The 17,002-nt window shown below is 59.0% G+C and carries 19 protein-coding genes and 2 pseudogenes; 9 read left to right on the top strand and 12 right to left on the bottom strand.

Features of this window, described 5'->3' with window-relative positions:
* The coding region (locus ACQKQA_RS04905) for a hypothetical protein (RefSeq protein WP_427554096.1) at positions 1-197 on the bottom strand (197 nt) is incomplete at its 3' end.
* 12 nt (positions 198-209) lie between these two features.
* Positions 210-1,047, bottom strand: a pseudogene (locus ACQKQA_RS04900) (tyrosine-type recombinase/integrase); the annotation flags it as partial.
* Positions 1,048-1,297: 250 nt separating this feature from the next.
* Between ACQKQA_RS04900 and ACQKQA_RS04895 the strand changes: the two are divergent.
* Positions 1,298-1,780, top strand: a complete 483-nt coding sequence (locus ACQKQA_RS04895; RefSeq protein ID WP_427554094.1) for a hypothetical protein — start codon at positions 1,298-1,300, stop codon at positions 1,778-1,780.
* 110 nt (positions 1,781-1,890) lie between these two features.
* Here the strand turns inward: ACQKQA_RS04895 and ACQKQA_RS04890 are convergent, their stop codons facing one another.
* Positions 1,891-2,319 carry a hypothetical protein gene (locus ACQKQA_RS04890; protein WP_427554092.1) on the bottom strand — a complete coding sequence of 143 codons (429 nt, stop codon included), beginning with the start codon at positions 2,317-2,319 and terminating at the stop codon, positions 1,891-1,893.
* A 432-nt stretch (positions 2,320-2,751) separates the two neighbouring features.
* Here ACQKQA_RS04890 and ACQKQA_RS04885 point away from each other — a divergent pair, with 432 nt between their 5' ends.
* The 5 genes from ACQKQA_RS04885 (at position 2,752) to ACQKQA_RS04865 (ending at position 7,015) form a co-directional block, all read left to right on the top strand.
* Positions 2,752-3,267, top strand: a complete 516-nt coding sequence (locus tag ACQKQA_RS04885) for a hypothetical protein (RefSeq protein WP_427554090.1) — start codon at positions 2,752-2,754, stop codon at positions 3,265-3,267.
* Positions 3,268-3,408: 141 nt separating this feature from the next.
* Positions 3,409-3,822, top strand: a complete 414-nt coding sequence (locus ACQKQA_RS04880) for a hypothetical protein (protein ID WP_427554088.1) — start codon at positions 3,409-3,411, stop codon at positions 3,820-3,822.
* Positions 3,823-4,223: 401 nt separating this feature from the next.
* The gene (lpxO, locus tag ACQKQA_RS04875) at positions 4,224-5,123 is read left to right on the top strand and encodes a lipid A hydroxylase LpxO (protein WP_427554086.1); all 900 of its coding nucleotides are present in this window, start codon (positions 4,224-4,226) and stop codon (positions 5,121-5,123) included.
* Between the two features lie 309 nt (positions 5,124-5,432).
* Positions 5,433-5,795, top strand: coding sequence for a hypothetical protein (locus ACQKQA_RS04870; protein ID WP_427554084.1), 363 nt, complete (start codon positions 5,433-5,435; stop codon positions 5,793-5,795).
* A gap of 68 nt (positions 5,796-5,863) precedes the next feature.
* Positions 5,864-7,015 carry a PQQ-dependent sugar dehydrogenase gene (locus ACQKQA_RS04865; protein ID WP_427554082.1) on the top strand — a complete coding sequence of 384 codons (1,152 nt, stop codon included), beginning with the start codon at positions 5,864-5,866 and terminating at the stop codon, positions 7,013-7,015.
* A gap of 106 nt (positions 7,016-7,121) precedes the next feature.
* On the opposite strand, the gene ACQKQA_RS04860 is transcribed toward ACQKQA_RS04865, so the two are convergent.
* Positions 7,122-8,237: a peptidase C39 family protein gene (locus ACQKQA_RS04860; protein WP_427554080.1), complete on the bottom strand. Its 1,116-nt coding sequence runs from the start codon at positions 8,235-8,237 to the stop codon at positions 7,122-7,124.
* A gap of 93 nt (positions 8,238-8,330) precedes the next feature.
* Here ACQKQA_RS04860 and ACQKQA_RS04855 point away from each other — a divergent pair, with 93 nt between their 5' ends.
* Together ACQKQA_RS04855 and ACQKQA_RS04850 are read left to right on the top strand one after the other, a co-directional pair.
* Complete coding sequence (locus ACQKQA_RS04855) at positions 8,331-9,917, top strand: RimK family protein (RefSeq protein WP_427554078.1); 1,587 nt, start codon at positions 8,331-8,333, stop codon at positions 9,915-9,917.
* Positions 9,918-9,924: 7 nt separating this feature from the next.
* Positions 9,925-10,863 (top strand): CorA family divalent cation transporter, encoded by a 939-nt coding sequence (locus ACQKQA_RS04850; RefSeq protein ID WP_427554076.1) that lies wholly within the window; start codon positions 9,925-9,927, stop codon positions 10,861-10,863.
* Positions 10,864-10,867: 4 nt separating this feature from the next.
* Here ACQKQA_RS04850 and map read toward each other — a convergent pair whose 3' ends face one another.
* Both map and ACQKQA_RS04840 read right to left on the bottom strand, forming a co-directional pair.
* Positions 10,868-11,632, bottom strand: coding sequence for a type I methionyl aminopeptidase (map, locus tag ACQKQA_RS04845; protein WP_427554074.1), 765 nt, complete (start codon positions 11,630-11,632; stop codon positions 10,868-10,870).
* The gene (locus ACQKQA_RS04840; RefSeq protein ID WP_427554072.1) at positions 11,629-11,832 is read right to left on the bottom strand and encodes a ParD-like family protein; all 204 of its coding nucleotides are present in this window, start codon (positions 11,830-11,832) and stop codon (positions 11,629-11,631) included. The genes map and ACQKQA_RS04840 overlap by 4 nt, the downstream gene beginning before the upstream one ends.
* A 273-nt stretch (positions 11,833-12,105) precedes the next feature.
* Here ACQKQA_RS04840 and ilvA point away from each other — a divergent pair.
* A pseudogene (ilvA, locus tag ACQKQA_RS04835) lies at positions 12,106-13,113 on the top strand (threonine ammonia-lyase, biosynthetic); the annotation flags it as partial.
* Between the two features lie 219 nt (positions 13,114-13,332).
* Here the strand turns inward: ilvA and eco are convergent.
* The 6 genes from eco to ACQKQA_RS04805 form a co-directional block, all read right to left on the bottom strand.
* Positions 13,333-13,815, bottom strand: coding sequence for a serine protease inhibitor ecotin (gene eco / locus ACQKQA_RS04830; protein ID WP_427554070.1), 483 nt, complete (start codon positions 13,813-13,815; stop codon positions 13,333-13,335).
* Positions 13,816-14,094: 279 nt separating this feature from the next.
* Positions 14,095-14,355 (bottom strand): DUF2790 domain-containing protein, encoded by a 261-nt coding sequence (locus tag ACQKQA_RS04825; RefSeq protein ID WP_427554068.1) that lies wholly within the window; start codon positions 14,353-14,355, stop codon positions 14,095-14,097.
* 201 nt (positions 14,356-14,556) lie between these two features.
* The gene (locus ACQKQA_RS04820; protein WP_427554066.1) at positions 14,557-15,381 is read right to left on the bottom strand and encodes a PoNe immunity protein domain-containing protein; all 825 of its coding nucleotides are present in this window, start codon (positions 15,379-15,381) and stop codon (positions 14,557-14,559) included.
* A gap of 2 nt (positions 15,382-15,383) precedes the next feature.
* Positions 15,384-15,614 (bottom strand): hypothetical protein, encoded by a 231-nt coding sequence (locus ACQKQA_RS04815; RefSeq protein WP_427554064.1) that lies wholly within the window; start codon positions 15,612-15,614, stop codon positions 15,384-15,386.
* Positions 15,615-15,722: 108 nt separating this feature from the next.
* Positions 15,723-15,977: a DUF2790 domain-containing protein gene (locus ACQKQA_RS04810; protein WP_427554062.1), complete on the bottom strand. Its 255-nt coding sequence runs from the start codon at positions 15,975-15,977 to the stop codon at positions 15,723-15,725.
* 206 nt (positions 15,978-16,183) lie between these two features.
* Entirely contained in the window at positions 16,184-16,990 is an 807-nt protein-coding gene (locus ACQKQA_RS04805; protein ID WP_427554060.1) for a hypothetical protein, read from the bottom strand.
* Between the last annotated feature and the right edge of the window lie 12 nt (positions 16,991-17,002).

The following is a 17,002-nucleotide window of genomic DNA, read 5'->3' as shown; positions in this document are numbered from 1 at the left end:
CCAGGGCGCGGGCCAGGCCTACACGCTGGCGTTGGCCGCCGGAAAGCTGCCAGATGCGCCGCTGGTCGAAGCCGGCCAGGTCCACCAGGGCCAGCGCCGATCAGGCCGTAGCGGTTACCGTTGTTGAACTTGACCGAAACGTTCTCGAATAGCGGCTTGGCGCCGAACTGCATCGTGATGTTAGCTGTGGAGATCAATTACATTACCTATCAATGGGTTGCGAGCCGCACAAATGGCGCTTGGGCCATTCCTGGGGCATTTTTGAGCTTTTCCATCTCTCCCCGGTCACCGCTGGAGTTAAGCCAGCGAGCATAGGTCGAGAGCAGCATCTGGACGCTGTGTCCAAGCTGTTGGGCGATAAAGGCGGGATTCAAACCGGACATTAAGCATATTGTCGCATAAGTATGACGGCAGTTATACGGAGGCCGATAACGAACCTTCAGCCTTTCCAGCGCGGGACCCCACTGTTTGTGCCGATCGGATGTCTGCATGTGCTGACTCATTTTGGATGGGGGGAAAACATAGGGGAAATCCTTGATCGATCCGCTTCCAGCCTTCTGACGTTCTGCGTACTGCTCCGCGAACTCCAGGGCATGTAACGCGCGGTCGTTGAGCAGCACATGCCGGTTTTTCTTGGTCTTGGTGCGCTCCTTTATGACGCCGTGGGCAATTGCGCGACTGGCGCTTAGAGCTGTCGATCTCGTCCCAGCGCAGGGCAATTATTTCCTGGGGCCGCATGCCGGTGAAAAAAGAGAACTCCAAAAAGGCCGCATAAATCGCGCTCGGCCAGTGAGCCGTGCTGTAAAACTCGGCGATTATCATGTTGGCCTCATCCAGGGTAAATGGATCAGGCTCTCCCTTCTTGCGCTTCAGCGCGTCCAAAAGCTCAGCCGGATTTTTCCCGATGAGCTCCTCTCGCACCGCATCATCCAGGATGGTGCTGAGCCTCACGATGGCATTGCGCTTCACGTCGGGCGACGACCAATTGATCCCTCCAACGATCCTGCGCAGCATCATGGTACTGATAGCGGTAAACCGGGTGGTTGCCGCGACGATCACGCCACCATCTGGGTGACGTTCAATGTGCACCGCGCTCAGGTAGTAACGGACGTCGTTCTTCGCCGCACACGGGTACACTGCAGCGAAGTACTTCGGGTTGATTCTGGCGAGGTATTCCATGGTGTTCTCCAATGCAGGCGCCGCCCTCCGTGACCGGATGCGACAGATAAACTGGGAGTGCAATTGGTCGCTTGCTACGATAGAGCAAACGCTTAAGGCTTATGGATAAGGTTTTTTGATGAAACGAATGCTTGTTGCAGTCACAGTGGTGTTGACGATATCTGGTTGCCAGGCGCCGAAATCACAATTGCCTGTCATCCCCGATGAATTAGTTGGGAAGAACCAAGTCTTTGATGCCAGTTATCAAAAGAAACTCGGGCTGCTGATAACTGAGGATAACAATCAGGAGATGAACGTCCTCAAACTCATGGAGGCTAGTCTCGATGAATGTTTGCCTAAGAGGACATCATTCCCTGATGACGCCTCACAATGCGCATCTGATTCGTTGACTGTCGTAAACAGCTACATGGGAAAAAATTTCCGCGTCAAGAAAGAAGCGCCTCCAGATTATTATCGGAGCTTCACCTCCGCACTTAAGTTTTGGGTAGTGGCTATGTCTACATTGGAGGGCAAGCCTACTGAGCCAGATTTGGCGCGCTTAGGCTTGCTGGCGAATCTATCAGTCGTGGATGCTATGAAGACGATGCCCGCCTCAGATTGATTCTGCTTGGCTCAGTGTGTTCGAGAAGGGTTTGACGAGTAGCCCGGATCCCGTAACGGGTACGGTGCACAAAAAAGCCCGCGCGAGAGGCAGGCTTCAGGTGCTGGCTTTTAGAGGCAGTCGGACTTGCCTATCGGCAAGTCGGCTATCAGTGAGTTGCTTGAGTCGTTGACGGTGTAAATAACCAAAAGCCCAGACTTCACGAAAGGTCCTAGACCTTTTTCGGCGCAGGCTATCGAGGTGGCAAGAGCTTTTGTGTCCTTCGTAAATGAATCCGAATCGACTTCGTTTTTCGAGGTCTTCGTGAGCGTGTATGAGACACGCATGATTCCATCTCTGTAGGTTACCGAATCGAGGCGAGTTGATTCATCGAGCATCCTTGGGGATTCACGATTCATGAAGAATGCGTACCCTTCAAGCTGGTGTTCTTGCTCTTGCTTCTTCTCTTCAGGAGCAGACTTGGAATGCCAGACTTGGACCAGGATAAAGAGTGAAGTCACTGCCAAATAAAATATGATTAATCCGCGGTACTGCTTCAACTGACATCTCCTTGGCAAAAGGCCATCACTCATTTGACCATGCCGCTACCACCATCTCAAGTTAGAGAAATTACCGGTTACGTCTCCGCCGTTGCAGTTCTGCGCGTTGGTAGCCTTTCGGAGCTATCGGATCGCCGGTCGCCAGTAGTGGCAGCGCGATTTTGTTCACCTGACTTTCTCTCGCCCCACAGGTGTGGCCGGGGCTGACCTTCCAGCGAATCGCTGGGTAATTGTGTATGGCGCAGGTTGTTAAAGAGCGGCGCGGCTTTCAGACTTACCGCGCCGAGTAGGGGAATCGCTTATCTGTTACATGGTGATCATCCTTCAATGCATGCCGTTGGCATCATGGCGGACGCTTTCCTGAAATAAGTGGCAACACTCTTGAGGCTGTGCCAGCATCCGATCACGAACTTATGGCAAGGACGCTGAACAATGCTCGATGCACTGGAAGGCACGCCACTCTGGGTTTACGGCGCATTTCTCTTGGTCTGCTACTACGGTTTAAGCGCTCGAAAAACCAGTCGAGAAAGCCAGCGAACCTTAATCATCACGCCGGTTATTCTGGTGATATGGTCATTCTTTTCTCTCAGCTACGCAGATAGCGTTGAGCTGACCGTGGGCAGTTGGCTGACGGGAATCGTTTTGGGTGGCTTGGCCGCACTAGCGTTATTTCCTCGACGCGGACTTGCCTTGGACGAGGAAAGCCAGCATCTGATCGTTCCCGGTACCTGGAAAGTCCTTGGTATCTCGCTTCTCTTTTTTGCCGTGAAATACTTCATCGGTTATCAAGCAGCGGTGCATCCAGAGACTTCGGCCAATGTGGAAATGCTCATCCTGGCTGGCGCCGCATCAGGGTTTACCGTCGGTTTATTCTGCGGACGTGCCGGTACCTTCTACCGGGAATGGCTTTCACTTCGGGATGTCAAAGAAAGTAAGCGGACGGTCTGATCTTTCTCGTTGATTGCTAGTCGATGCGCTCTCATAGATAGGATCGGGCCGTTAACGACAGACTGTCGTGGCGCTGGTTATTCTGCTTGCCGGGTCAGAGGCTGGTAGCATCAACACCTCCCCCGGAGCCATGGAATTGCTATGCACCAGACTGTTGCTAGAGCTCTGGACTTGATCGCATTAGAAAACAGTAGGCCGGAATACCCAGAGGCTTTCAGGGCTGCCCAGGCAGTCGTGACTGAGTTTGGCGAGTTGGATTTGGCTGATCGGCTGTTTGCCGATATCCCTGAATCGGTCCCGTTCCTGCTGGTGGTCAAACTCTTCGATCTGCTGGCCTGGCAGACAGACGACAACGGTTCGGCGATGACTCGCACTATTGAGCGTTGGCTTGTTGAAGGCACTAGCCTGCGCAAGGTTCAGATCGCTTTGAATCTCGACGTCTATCCGTTTCTGGATGAGTGCGAGATGTGTCGAGTGCTTTCCGATATAGCCGAACTCCATCCGCAGGTGGCTGATAAATGTCAGCAATTGATCGGCTCTCGGCAAAATCGGTAGCATCTGGTCCGTATCCCAAAGCCCGCTCTTCGAACGAGCTTCAGTGATGCTTTTCACTGTGACCCGCGCATATGTGCGCCGGCAGTTACATGACAGCGGCCCATGGATTTTCACCCCGGCGAGCGGCGCCGGCTGCCATGGAAAGTCCATGACCGGGGATTCGCATCGGGCAATGCGACTTATGTCGCGCCAGGGGCGGCGGACATATTTTCACAAATCGGGGTTAACCTTTGGTTACAAACTGTGGCTAAAATGCAAACCAGTTGCCAGATGCCATCATTGGCATGGGCTCAGGGACGCGCCATCAGGACCTCTTTCCGCTTTTGGACGCTGCACATGACCCCCGGCCTGAGGGCCCTCATGGGGCGCAGTCTGTTCTCTTCTGACATGTGACGATTTCCGTGAAACTCATCATTGCCGCTGTTTACATCCTTTCTATCGCGTATGTGCACCTGCGCGGTCGCGTGCGCCATAAACTGGGCCGCCAGCTGAGTGATCATTCGACCTTCCTGGCCCCGATCAACTGCTTCCTTTATCTGTTTTCCAAGATTCCCAACCGCCCGTATCTCGATCCGGCCGACTTTCCCGACCTGAGTCCGCTGCAGGCCCACTGGGAGGAAATCCGCGCCGAGGGCCAGAACCTGCTCAAGGCGGGGGAGATCAAGCGATCGGAGCAGTACAACGACGTCGGCTTCAACTCGTTCTTCAAGACCGGCTGGAAGCGCTTCTACCTGAAGTGGTACGGCGACAGCCACCCTTCGGCGATGAAGCTGTGCCCGCGCACCACCGAGTTGGTGCAGAGCATCGGCTCGATCAAGGCGGCGATGTTCGCCGAGCTGCCGCCGGGTTCCAAGCTGGTGCGTCACCGCGACCCCTATGCCGGTTCCTACCGTTACCACCTGGGCCTGGAAACGCCCAACAGCGCCGGTTGCTACATCAATGTCGACGGCCAGAACTATCACTGGCGCGATGGCGAAGCGGTGATGTTCGACGAGACCTATATCCACTACGCGGAAAACACCACCGAGCAGAACCGCATCATCCTGTTCTGCGATGTGGAGCGGCCGATGAAGTACCGCTGGGCCGCTGCGTTCAACCGCTGGTTCAGCCGCACCGTGATGGCTTCGGCCGGCTCGCCGAACGATGACGGCGACCGCACCGGTGGCCTGAACCGGGCCTTTGCCAAGCTGTACAAGATCCGCCTGCGCGGCAAAGAGCTGAAAAAGCGCAATCGCACGCTTTATTACCTGGAAAAGTGGGCGATCTTCGCCGCGCTGTTGCTGCTGTTCATCTTCATCTGATTCGCCGGACGGCGAATCGCTGATCGCGGGCAAGCCTCGCTCCTACAGGATCGATGTAGGCGCTGCCCGCGAGCTTCCTCCCGGCTTGCCCACTCCAACGGCCGCCACCGCCTTAGTGCAGCGATTCGCTGCCGCCTCCATGCCTTCGACGAGCGTCTGCGCCAATTGTGCTGTCCGCATGGGCACGCCGATAACTCGTGTTACATGTCTGATGGATTATTTAATTAACAAGGCCGAACGTGGGGCGTAGCGTGAACTCGAAACGATAGGCCTCGCAACGATAACTCGCCGCCATCCAAGAGGGTCGTCATGAACAACCTGCTTCGTGGTCTTGCCGTGTTCGCCCTGATGAGCGGGGTCAGCACCTCGCTGTTCGCCGCGCCCCAGGCGACGCCCGCGGACACCCGTGCGCTGGCCAGCGTGCTGCTGGCGCAGAACCTGCCCGGTAGCAACAACCCTTACAACAGCCCGATACGCCGCGCCAACCCCAACAGCATGCAGGGCACCCAGCCCAACGCACCGGCCCTGCGCGGTCCCAACACGGTGCCCGTGCCGCGTCCTCCGACCCTGGAGAACGGCGGCATCGGCAACGGTTACCCACGTACCAGCCCGCCGCCGCGGGCCATCGACCCCACACCCGTGACGCCACCCCGTAGCCAACCGCAGCGATAGACGCTGATCGACCCGAAGCCGATACCGACCCCGGACGGCAATCTTTTTATCGACAGAAGGAACTGTGCATGTTGCGTAAAACCCTCTTGGCGACCCTCTGCGCCAGTCTTTTCCTCGGCAGCGCGTTACCGGCCGCGGCCGCTGGCAGCCAACCCTTCCACAGCGAGCAGGGCAGCCTCAGCGTGACCCCGCTGGCCGAGGGCCTGGACCATCCCTGGGGCCTGGCATTCCTGCCGGACCGTCAGGGCATCCTGGTTACCGAACGCCCGGGCAACCTGCGGCTGGTGGGCGCCGACGGCAAGCTGTCGAAGCCGCTCGCTGGCGTGCCGCAAGTCTGGGCCAAGGGCCAGGGCGGCTTGCTGGATGTGGCCCTGTCGCCGGACTTCCAGCAGGACCGCCTGGTCTATCTGGCCTATGCCGAAGGGGGCGGCGCGGGTGGCACCGCGGGAACGACGGTGGGGCGCGGTAGGCTGTCCGAGGACCTGGGCAGTCTCAAGGACTTCCAGGTGATCTTTCGCCAGGAACCCAAGCTTTCCACCGGCAACCACTTCGGTTCGCGGCTGGTGTTCGACCCCGCCGGCTACCTGTTCATCACCCTGGGGGAAAACAACGACCGGGCGACCGCCCAGGATCTGGACAAGCTGCAGGGCAAGATCGTGCGCCTGTATCCGGACGGCCGGGTCCCGGACGACAACCCCTTTGTCGGCCAGCCGGGCGTGCGCCCGGAGATCTGGTCCTACGGCCACCGCAACCCCCAGGGCGCGGCGCTCAATCCCTGGAGTGGCACCCTGTGGGATAACGAGCACGGGCCCAAGGGCGGCGACGAGGTCAACCTGATCGAGCGTGGCAAGAACTACGGCTGGCCGCTGGCGACCCATGGCATCGACTATTCCGGCGCGCCGATCCCCGAAGCCAAGGGCAAGACCGCCCCGGGCACCGTGGCGCCACGGCATGTCTGGGAAAAGTCCCCGGGCATCAGCGGCATGGCCTTCTACGACAGCGATCGTTTCCCGGCCTGGCAACACAACCTGTTTATCGGCGCGCTGGCGTCCCGGGAGCTGATCCGCCTGCAATTCGACGGCGACAAGGTGAGCCACGAAGAGCGCCTGCTGGGCGAGCTCAAGGCACGCATCCGCGATGTGCGCCAGGGGCCGGACGGCTACCTGTATGTACTGACCGACGAGGATAAAGGCACGTTGTACAAAGTCGGCCTGCAATAGCCTTGGTTTCTGTAGGAGCGAAGCTTGCTCGCGATAGCCGCAAAGCGGCGATCCATCCTGCAACAAGCGTTATCGCTGAGGACTTTCTCGCGAGCAAGCTTCGCTCCTACAAGGTCCGGGGCATATCTTGGGCGGGGTAGAGCACCACTGCCGCCTGCAGCTTGCCGCTGCCGAAGCGGCACATCTTGGCGAATTCGCCGTGGCTCACCGGCAGGTGCTGGCAGTCCATGGGCTGGCGGTGCTGGCTGTGGTCGACGTCGGGGTCGTGCAGATAGACGAATTCCTCGTCGCAGTCGGTGACCATCACCCAGTGCGGGGCTTTGGAGCGGGTCAGGCGGTAGCTGCTGATCAGCACCAGTGGCTGGCCGCCGCCCTGCAACAGCGCCGGCAGATCCAAGGGACCACCCAGTACTTGCAGCACCTCGCTGCGATCCAGCTCAGCGCAGAACTCCTCGTGCACTAGGCGCATGACGTCTTTTTTATGCTCGTCGCGCACCCCGCCGAGAAACAGCGGCCCCTGGGTGTTGACTTGCAACCTGACCCCGAAGCCCCGGCGCCACGCGGCTAGCGCCAGGCCTTGAGGGCTGCAGCCGCCATGGCCGGAGGTCATGAACACGGTGGTTGCCTCGCGCCAGATCTGCAGCTCTTCGCGCCGCTCCAGGGCCCGCGCCGGTTGCAGCGCGCCCATGGCCATCAACAGGCAGGCCGGGCCGCAGGTGAAGTCAGTGGTCTGCTGGTAATAGGGCACGCGGACATTGCGGGTCTCGCGATGCTGCAGGATGCGCTTTTCCAGGCGCAGGGCATCGGCGTGATCCTCGTAGTAGTCGTGCAGCACGGCGAAGCGCCGGTACCCGCTGCGCTCGTACAGGGCGATGGCCGTCGGGTTGTCGGTCCGGACCTCGAGCCGCAGATAGGCGCAGTCGTGCTCCCGGGCACAGGCCTCGATCCGTTCCAGCAGGCGTTTGCCCAGGCCCAGCCCTCGGGCCTCGACCGCGGTGGCGATCGAGTACAGGCGCGCCAGGGAGGTGCCGCGATGGAACAGCACCAGGGCGTAACCCAGCAGATGCCCCGCCTGTTCGGCGACGATCAACTGCGCGTGGGCGCGGCTGACCATCCACTGGAAGCTGCGCGCCGTCAGGCGATCGGTGGTGAAACACTGCTGTTCCAGCCGCACTAACGCAGGCAAGTCCGTAGCAGTGGCAATGCGAAAGACCAGGTCCATATAACCGCCGTAAAAGTTGCGTAACGAAACGAGACTTTTAAAAAAGTTCGTGCTTAATAGAAATGGTCTTGTTCTTTCAGCGGATCAAACACTATGTCAGCGGTACAAGGTCATTGGCGTGAAGTATCGGAGCAAAGTTTGCCGGCGACAATAACTCCAGCCACTTATTTTTCTGCACTGGGGGAAACCTCCAGTCAGGTGGTGATTATTGTCGAACGCAAGGAAGATTGGGCCTCTTATTTCCCCAGCGAGGATATCCTCAGCGCCCAGGAATACCTGGAGCAGAGCCGTGAGACCCGCTCCGGCAAGCGGGTCCAGGTGATCAACCTGTGTCGCAGCTACAAGTACCTGGGGCATGGCTACTACTGCTCGCTACTGGCTGAGGCGCGGGGGCACAAGGTGATTCCGTCGGTGCGCACCATCAGCGAACTGACCCGCAAATCGCTCTACGGCCTGGCCCTGGACGATCTGGATAAAACCCTGGAAAAGGCCCTGAGTAATCATTTTTACCGCGATACCGAAGGTTTTACCCTGACCCTGTATTTCGGCAATACCCATATCGAACCCTTGCAGGAACTGGCGCGCCAATTATTTGAAGTGTTCCCTTGCCCGATATTACTGGTGGACTTCAAACGAACTAACGGCTGGCATATCGAAGGCGTCAAGTCCGGTGCGCTGCATAAGTTGCGCGAAGATCAGGAAGATCAATTCGCCCACTCGCTGGACAGTTTCAGCCGCAAGATCTGGCGCCTGCCCCGATCGAAACGACTGGCCCGCTATGACCTGGCAATCCTCCATGACCCGCAGGAGGCGTTGCCACCGTCCAACGCCCGCGCCCTGGAACATTTTGTCCGGGTCGGCAAGGGGCTGGGCATCGACGTCGAGCTGATCGAGAAAAAGGATTACCCACGCATCGCCGAGTACGACGCCTTGCTGATCCGTGAGACCACCAGCCTCGACAACCACACCTACCGCTTTGCCAAGAAGGCCGAAAGCGAAGGCCTGGTGGTGATGGACGACCCCACCTCGATCCTGCGCTGCACCAACAAGGTCTACCTCACCGACCTGCTGAAAAGCCACCAGCTGGGCATGCCCGCCACCGAGATTCTCTACAAGGAGCGACCGGAAGACTTCGAACGGGTCGGCGAGCGCCTGGGGTTCCCGCTGGTGCTGAAGATTCCCGACGGCTGTTTCTCCCGCGGGGTGATCAAGGTCGAGAGCCAGCAGGCGCTGCTGGAGGCCACCGCCGAGCTGTTCGAGCATTCGGTGTTGCTGCTGGCCCAGGAGTTTTTCTACACCGAGTACGACTGGCGCATCGGCGTGCTCAACCGCAAGCCGATCTACGCCTGCCAGTACTTCATGTCCAAGGGGCATTGGCAGATCTACAACCACAAGGCCAAGGGCCAGGACATCAACGGCGAATGCCGCACCCTGCCGATCCACGAGGCGCCACGGGCGGTGGTGGAGCTGGCGGTGAAGACCGCCAACCTGATCGGCGATGGCCTGTATGGCGTCGACCTGAAACAGTCCGGCGACCAGGTGGTGGTGATCGAAGTCAACGACAACCCCAACCTGGATGCCGGCATCGAAGACGCCTACCTGCGGGACGATCTGTATTCCCTGGTGCTGGAGGAGTTCGTCCGCCGCCTGGAACTCAAGCGCCGCGGCCAGGCCTGGTGAACGGCCGATGATCCAGAGCTATCAGTTGACCCAGGGCCGCTTGCTGCCGGTGGAGCGCCTGGACGCCGAGGTGATGCTGTTCAGCAACCCGGACCTGGCCGAGCGCGATCTGCTGCGCAGCGACTTCAAGCTCGACGAACACGCCCTGGCTTCGGCCCTGGACCCGGACGAGGTGTCGCGCATCGAGTTTCATCCGGACAACCTGTTCCTGATCTGGAAGCGCCCGGAGAATTACTCCGGCGGTGCCAGCCTGTCGTTCGCGGTGTCGTCCTGCGGCCTGCTGTTTTCCCCGCAGCGGCTGCTGGTGATTGCCCATGACGACAGTCAGCTCAGCGGCCTGGGGGCGCGCCAGGCGCTGCACAGCCCGCAGGATGTGTTGCTGGAGCTGCTGGCCAACAACCTCCATCACTACCTGGGGCACCTGAAGGTGATCAAGATGGTTGCCCGGGAGTTGCAGCAGCAATTCAACGACTCCATGGAAAACCGCCACCTGATCCAGATGTTCAACCTCAGCGAAAGCCTGATCTATTACATCAACGCCATTCACAGCAACGGCGCGGTGCTGACCCGGTTGCGCAATCACGCCGAGAAGGAGCATTTCAGCGCCGAGGCCATCGGCCTGATCGACGACCTGATCATCGAGAACAACCAGTGCTATAAGCAGGCGGAGATCTATTCCACGGTGTTTTCCGGGCTGATCGACGCCCGCGGCAACCTGATGAACAACAACATGAACAGCCTGCTGCGCAAGCTGACCCTGATCAACGTGGTGTTCCTGCCGCTGAACCTGATCGCCAGCATCGGCGGCATGTCCGAATTCAGCATGATGACCGCCGGCACGCCATGGTGGATCGCCTACCCGCTGTTCCTCGTGGCGATGCTGCTGGGGGCAGGGGGGATGCTGCTGGGGCTCAGGCGCCTGGCCGGCAGCGGCAAGTGCGCCTGAGGTTTCAGACCGGTTGCAGGGTCAGGACTTCGTAACCGTCGCGGGTCACGGCCACCGTGTGTTCCCACTGCGCCGACAGGCGATTGTCGCGGGTGACCACGGTCCAGCCGTCCTTCAGGCCGCGCACCCGGGGGCTGCCCTGGTTGAGCATCGGTTCGATGGTGAACACCATGCCTTCGCGCAGCTCCAGGCCGGTACCGGGGCGGCCGAAATGCAGGACCTGCGGCTCTTCGTGCATCTGTCGGCCGATGCCGTGGCCGCAATACTCGCGTACCACGCTGTAGCCCCGGGTTTCGGCGTGTTTCTGGATGGCGTGGCCGATATCGCCCAGGCGCGCGCCGGGGCGGACCACCTTGATGCCTTCCCACATCGCCTCGAAGGTGGTGCTGACCAGATGCTGGGCCTTGGGGCTGACATTGCCCACCAGGTACATCTTGCTGGCGTCGGCGATAAAGCCGTTCTTCTCCAGGGTGATGTCGATATTGACGATGTCGCCGTCCTTGAGAATCGCTTGTTCGTGGGGCATGCCATGGCACACCACTTCGTTGATTGAGGTGTTGATCGAGTAGGGGTAGCCGTACTGGCCCTTGCTGGCCGGGCGGGCCCCCAGGTCGTGGCGAATATAGCGCTCGACCGCGGTGTCCAGGGCCATGGTCGACAGACCGGGGGCGACCAGATCGTCGAGAAAGCTGAAGACCGCCGCCAGCAGGCGCCCGGACTCGCGCATCAGGTTCAGTTGGGGCGGGGTCTTGATCAGGGCCTGGGTCATTCGCTGCGGCCCCGGATCAGGTCGCTCTTGTTCAGCAGCAGTTTGTTGATCAGGTCGTTGTAGGCCAGGTGCGGATTGAGCTCGGCCAAGAGGCCGATCTTGATCCAGAACTCGGCCTGGGCGTTGATGGAGCGATCCATTTCGGCGCTGGCGACGCGGATCTGTTCATGCAGCTGATCTGAAATCTTGACGATGCCCATGGGGTTTATGCTCCTAAAAATATACGAATCATATATGCTTCGTATATTTAGCGGCAAGTGATCGTCCCCCTGGTTTTCCCGGAAGCAACCATTGACTTGCCGGCCGCGCGCCAGGTAATTTCTCCGCCATGACCCTTTTCGCATTCCGTTCCCAGCCAAGCATTATTACCGCCATTCCGAATTGGCGGGCTTGCTGACGACTGCACCCAACCCGCCCTAGAGGCGGGTTTTTTCTTTCTGTCTCCGGGGTTTCGACACAGCCAGGAGACGTCCATGAACCATCCCGCCGAGCCCGCTACGCAACTGGAACTGCTTGAGCGCTACGTGAAGAAGATTCTCGCGGCGCCGGTCTACGACCTGGCGGTGCGTACGCCGCTGCAACCGGCGCCGAGCCTGTCGGCGACGCTGGGCAACCAGGTGCTGCTCAAGCGCGAGGACCTGCAACCGACCTTTTCCTTCAAGATCCGCGGTGCCTACAACAGGCTGGCGCAACTGAGCGACGAGCAAAAGCGTCGCGGGGTGATCACCGCGTCCGCCGGCAACCATGCCCAGGGCGTGGCCCTGGCGGCGCGAGAACTGGGGATCGAGGCGACCATCGTCATGCCCTGCACCACGCCGCAGCTGAAAGTGCAGGGCGTCAGCAGCCGTGGCGCCCAGGCGGTGCTGCACGGCGAGAGTTTTCCCTTTGCCCTGGCCCACGCCCTGCAACTGGCCGAACGCAGCGGGCAGACCTTCGTTTCGCCCTTCGACGACCCGGACGTGATCGCCGGGCAGGGTACGGTGGGCATGGAAATCCTGCGCCAGCATCCGGGGCGCCTGGACGCGATCTTCGTGCCGGTGGGCGGCGGTGGGTTGATCGCCGGCATCGCGGCTTATGTGAAATACCTGCGGCCGGAGGTGCGCATCGTCGGTGTCGAGTCCGAACACTCCAATTGTCTGCAGCAGGCGTTGCGGGCGGGGGAACGGGTGGTGCTGCCCAGCGTCGGCACCTTCGCCGACGGCGTCGCCGTGGCGCAAGTCGGCGCCTACTGCTTCGAGCTGTGCCGGGTACTGGTGGACGAGGTGATCAGCGTCAGCAACGACGAACTCTGCTGCGCGATGAAGGATATCTACGACGACACCCGCTCCATCACCGAGCCCTCGGGAGCGCTGGCGGTGGCCGGGATCAAGCAGTACGTGGCCCGGAATGGCGTGCAGGGCGAAACCCTGGTGGCCATCGACTCCGGGGCCAATATCAACTTCGAGCGCCTGGGCGAAGTGGCTGAGAGGGCGGCCCTGGGGGCCGGCGTACCGGCGTGAGCGGGTTTTCTGGATAACCGCGTTGGCAGGTTTTGCGCCGGCTGCGCCGTCGATCGCAGCCTTCGGCAGCGGCTACAGGAACTGCGCTGCCCTTGTAGCCGCTGCCGAGCCTGCGAGGCTGCGATCGGTTTGGGCGGCACTCCGACGAAGCACCCGTAAAAACTGAATTCGCGATCTGCCAGGAATAATGCGTTGGCAGAATTATTCCGCGCGGGCCTTCTCGACCTTGTTCGAGGCCGACCACAGGCGATAACGCACTTCGACCTCCTTGGGCGCATAAATCACGATCGGCAGCTTGCTGTTGTAGCGCAGCACAAAACCGTCGCCGACCACCGGCACGAAGGCTTGCTTGCTAGTGCCGCCCGGGCACGCCATCAGGGTGCTCATCGGTCCGCTGACCTGGTCCAGGCGATAGTAGGAGTAACCCCAGCCTTCCAGGTTCTTCTCTTCCAGGGTGCCGCCCAGGCGCTGGCGGTTGCAGTCGACGGTCAGGGTCTTGCCGGCCAGGATCTCGACCTTGAAGTCCTCTTCCTTGGCCTGCTTGGGCAGATGAATCACCTGGCGCACAAAACCGTCTTCAGCCTTGGGGTAGGGGGCCACGTCTTCGAGCTTGGCCGCGTGGCTCAGGGTGGAAACACTGCTCAACAGTGCAGCGACGGCGGTGGCAACAGGAAAAAAGCGCATAAGGCCTCCTTGCGGGTTGATCGACGACTCCGGCCATAAAGGGAGGAACCGTCAGGATGAAAGGCCGGGCAGTTTGACCGGATAACGCCCGCTCATGCAAACCGCGACCCGTTGCGTGCACTGGCGAGCCATCCGGGAAGCCAGCCCATCCCGCCTGAAACCAGGGTTCATTGAGCGGCCGTCTTGACCCGCTCCCAACGGCACCCTTGACCCCATCGACACTGACGAGCAGAAAAAAGCGGCGCGGGACGAACCCGCGCTGCAGGGCAGGGAAGCGACTCAGTTCTGATAGCTACAGGCATCCGACAACTTGCGATAACTGATGGCTTCGAGCTTGCCCGCCTTGTCGATAAAGGTCATCTCCGCGGTAATCACCTTGCATTCCGAGGTCGCCGGCTCGGTCATCGACAGCACCTTGGCCACGTTCAGCGGCATGCCGTAGTGATAGGGCACAGGTTGCACCTGAGGGGTATCCGCCTGGGCCACACCCACGGCTCCCGTGAAAACCAGGGCGCCGACCAGCACAATACGTAGGTTCATGAGGGTTCTCCGATCAGTCCGTTCGATACAAAACAGCATTCGAGCGTGCCGCGGAGGGCACAGGGGATTCTGCGCTGCGCGGTCCCGTACAGTTTTGGACGGGGGGATTAATCGGGGATTAAGTAGGGGGCTAAGTATCTGCCCGGAAGGGAAACGGCCGACGAGCTGGAGTCGTGCATTGAGTATTCAGCCGCGAAAGCTTTAAGGCAGGGGACTGCTGGGCTTGCTGGATCCGATACGCCCTACGAGCCCTCCAGGTTGCTCCTTGTAGTTTCTAGCGTATTCAACCAAATCCCTTGGATAGACCATATGCTCGACTTCGCGATCATCGATCCCATATAGAAAAGCAACGGCAGCAGCTTCAAATGCCCAATAGCCAAAGTAGCTACCTTCTTCTCCATCAAGATGACTGTCATGCCACGGGGCCTGTTCAAACGCGGGGTACCACTCATTGCAGTACTGTTTCAACAGTTGTGAAGCTTCGCTTTTATTTTCGCTGTAAATTGCTCGAATCAGAGGGGTATAGACCGCGTGATACCACTCATCGACATCATGACGCTCAGGAAGGCAGGGACGAAGCAGATCTTCGTAAAGAGTATCTTCGCCGGCATAGCCAGCCTGATCAAAAAGTCTGACAAAGCGGGGTAGCAAGTCATTTCTGTGCAGCAATATGCACAAGCTGACAATTTGGGCGAACTCTTCGAATTGATAGGGATAGTCTTCGATGTTCAGAGGCGAAATGTTTGCGATGTTTTCATAGGTTGCCAACGTCGATTGATAATGCTCATAACTGCTGATCACCTTCTCCAGTTGTGGTCTGAGGGAGTCGATGGCTTCGCCGGCGGTGTACTGAATAATCATGGCGGCCAGAGTTGAACGCAGAATACACCGTGCCTTGAGTGCATTCTCCTGCTCAGGCGAGTCAGCTTCCATGGCGTGGCTCTGCCAGTAACTTTCTTCTTCCGTAAAGTAGGTCAAGGTGTCTTTATACTGATTCTCAGTAATGAAACATTGCCTTCTTTTCATGTTCAAGCCTCTGCCCTCAGCGAACACTGATGCATCATATTTACTCGCCTGGCTTTTGCTTGCTCAGTTTTTTCAAGATCAAAGCCTGCTGCCGCCAGTGTGATCATGGAGTAGATATCACCTTGCAGTACCGCAGCTTCATAAGGGCTTTGCGCTTCGGGTGTGATGTATCTTTTACTTCTGAGAATTGCCTCCCCCAAGAAAGGCCAGCCCCCCCTGAAACCAGGGCTCATTGGGCGGCCGTCTTGACTCGCTCCCAACGGCACCCTTGACTCCATCGACACTGACGAGCAGAAAAAAGTGGCGCGGGACGAACCCGCGCCGCAGGGCAGGGAAGCGACTCAGTTCTGATAGCTACAGGCATCCGACAACTTGCGATAACTGATGGCTTCGAGCTTGCCCGCCTTGTCGATAAAGGTCATGTCCGCGGTAATCACCTTGCACTCCGGCGTCGCCGGCTCGCTCATCGACAGCACCTTGGCCACGTTCAGCGGCATGCCGTAGTGATAAGGCACGGGTTGCACCTGGGCGTTGTCCGCTTGCGCTACACCCACGACCCCGATAAACGCCAGGGGCCCGACCAGCAAAATACGCATGTTCGTGAGACTTTTCCGATCAGTCCACTCGATGCAAGGCAGCATTCGAGGGGGCCGTGCAGGGCGCAGAGAATTCTGCGCTGCGCGGTCCCGTACAGTTTTGGGCGGGGGAATTAATCGAAGATTAAGCAGGAGCAAACGATCTGACATCACGGCAAGTCGCCACTTGGGGCTACCAGGTTCTAGTGCTATTTATCTCTGTTATCTCAATCAGCCCGCTCCATGGCCGGAGGTTGATAATTCTCGTCAACTTCCACGCCCGCGGCTCTGGCCTTGGACTCGGCTTGCGACCTGAGCTCTAGAAGAGCCTTCAGATGTTCAGGGAACAGTTTTTTCCAGCCAGGGCGCTCTTCCTCTTCGAAGCTGTTTTGCCAGAAGGTATTGAAAGAGGTGAATTCGATCTTGATCAAATAAGTTCCTGTCTCCGTCGAGGCCACTGACGAGTTTCGTAGGACCTTGATGTGAGCCAGGTAGTCGCCACTGTACAGATACCAGTCATAGAACATGCCTGACCCTGTCCATTGCTCGAGGCTCATTGCCCTGTCTGGATCGAAGAGCGGATGGCTCAAAGGACTGCGCCCGAATACCGATTCCTTCCAGTCGAACTTATCCAGTTCGGAACCGGGGATTCGCGGGTCGGAAGGGAAGTAGTACTTATGCCATCCCGCGGCTTTCAGCTTGTCGATGAGGCTGTAGACGAGTGTCCTGTTGTCTTCGTGCGTGCTGTTGTCTGGAAGGCCGCGAAGCGTAATCTCAACCTCTTCGATGTCCTTGGAAACGTCATCGTCGGCCACGATGGCCAGGGAGGCGACCTGGTCCAGTTCGAGGCTGCTCTTTGGCTGAGTAATGGTTACGTTCAAAAGCTCCTGGTCATTTCTGCCCTGATTGATTTCATGCCAGCACATGTTGGCGGCAGCCAGGCAATCGGAGCTGAACTTGACAGGGCTTTGTTTAAGTAAGTCTTCAACAGGTGACCCCAGCTGAACACCTATATTCTTGACTTCGCTTTTCACTTTGAGCGTACC

The organism is Pseudomonas sp. NPDC089530 (assembly GCF_050280705.1).
GTDB lineage: Bacteria > Pseudomonadota > Gammaproteobacteria > Pseudomonadales > Pseudomonadaceae > Aquipseudomonas.
Note: the sequence above shows the minus strand (reverse complement) of the source record. Positions and strands in the feature narration are given on the sequence as shown.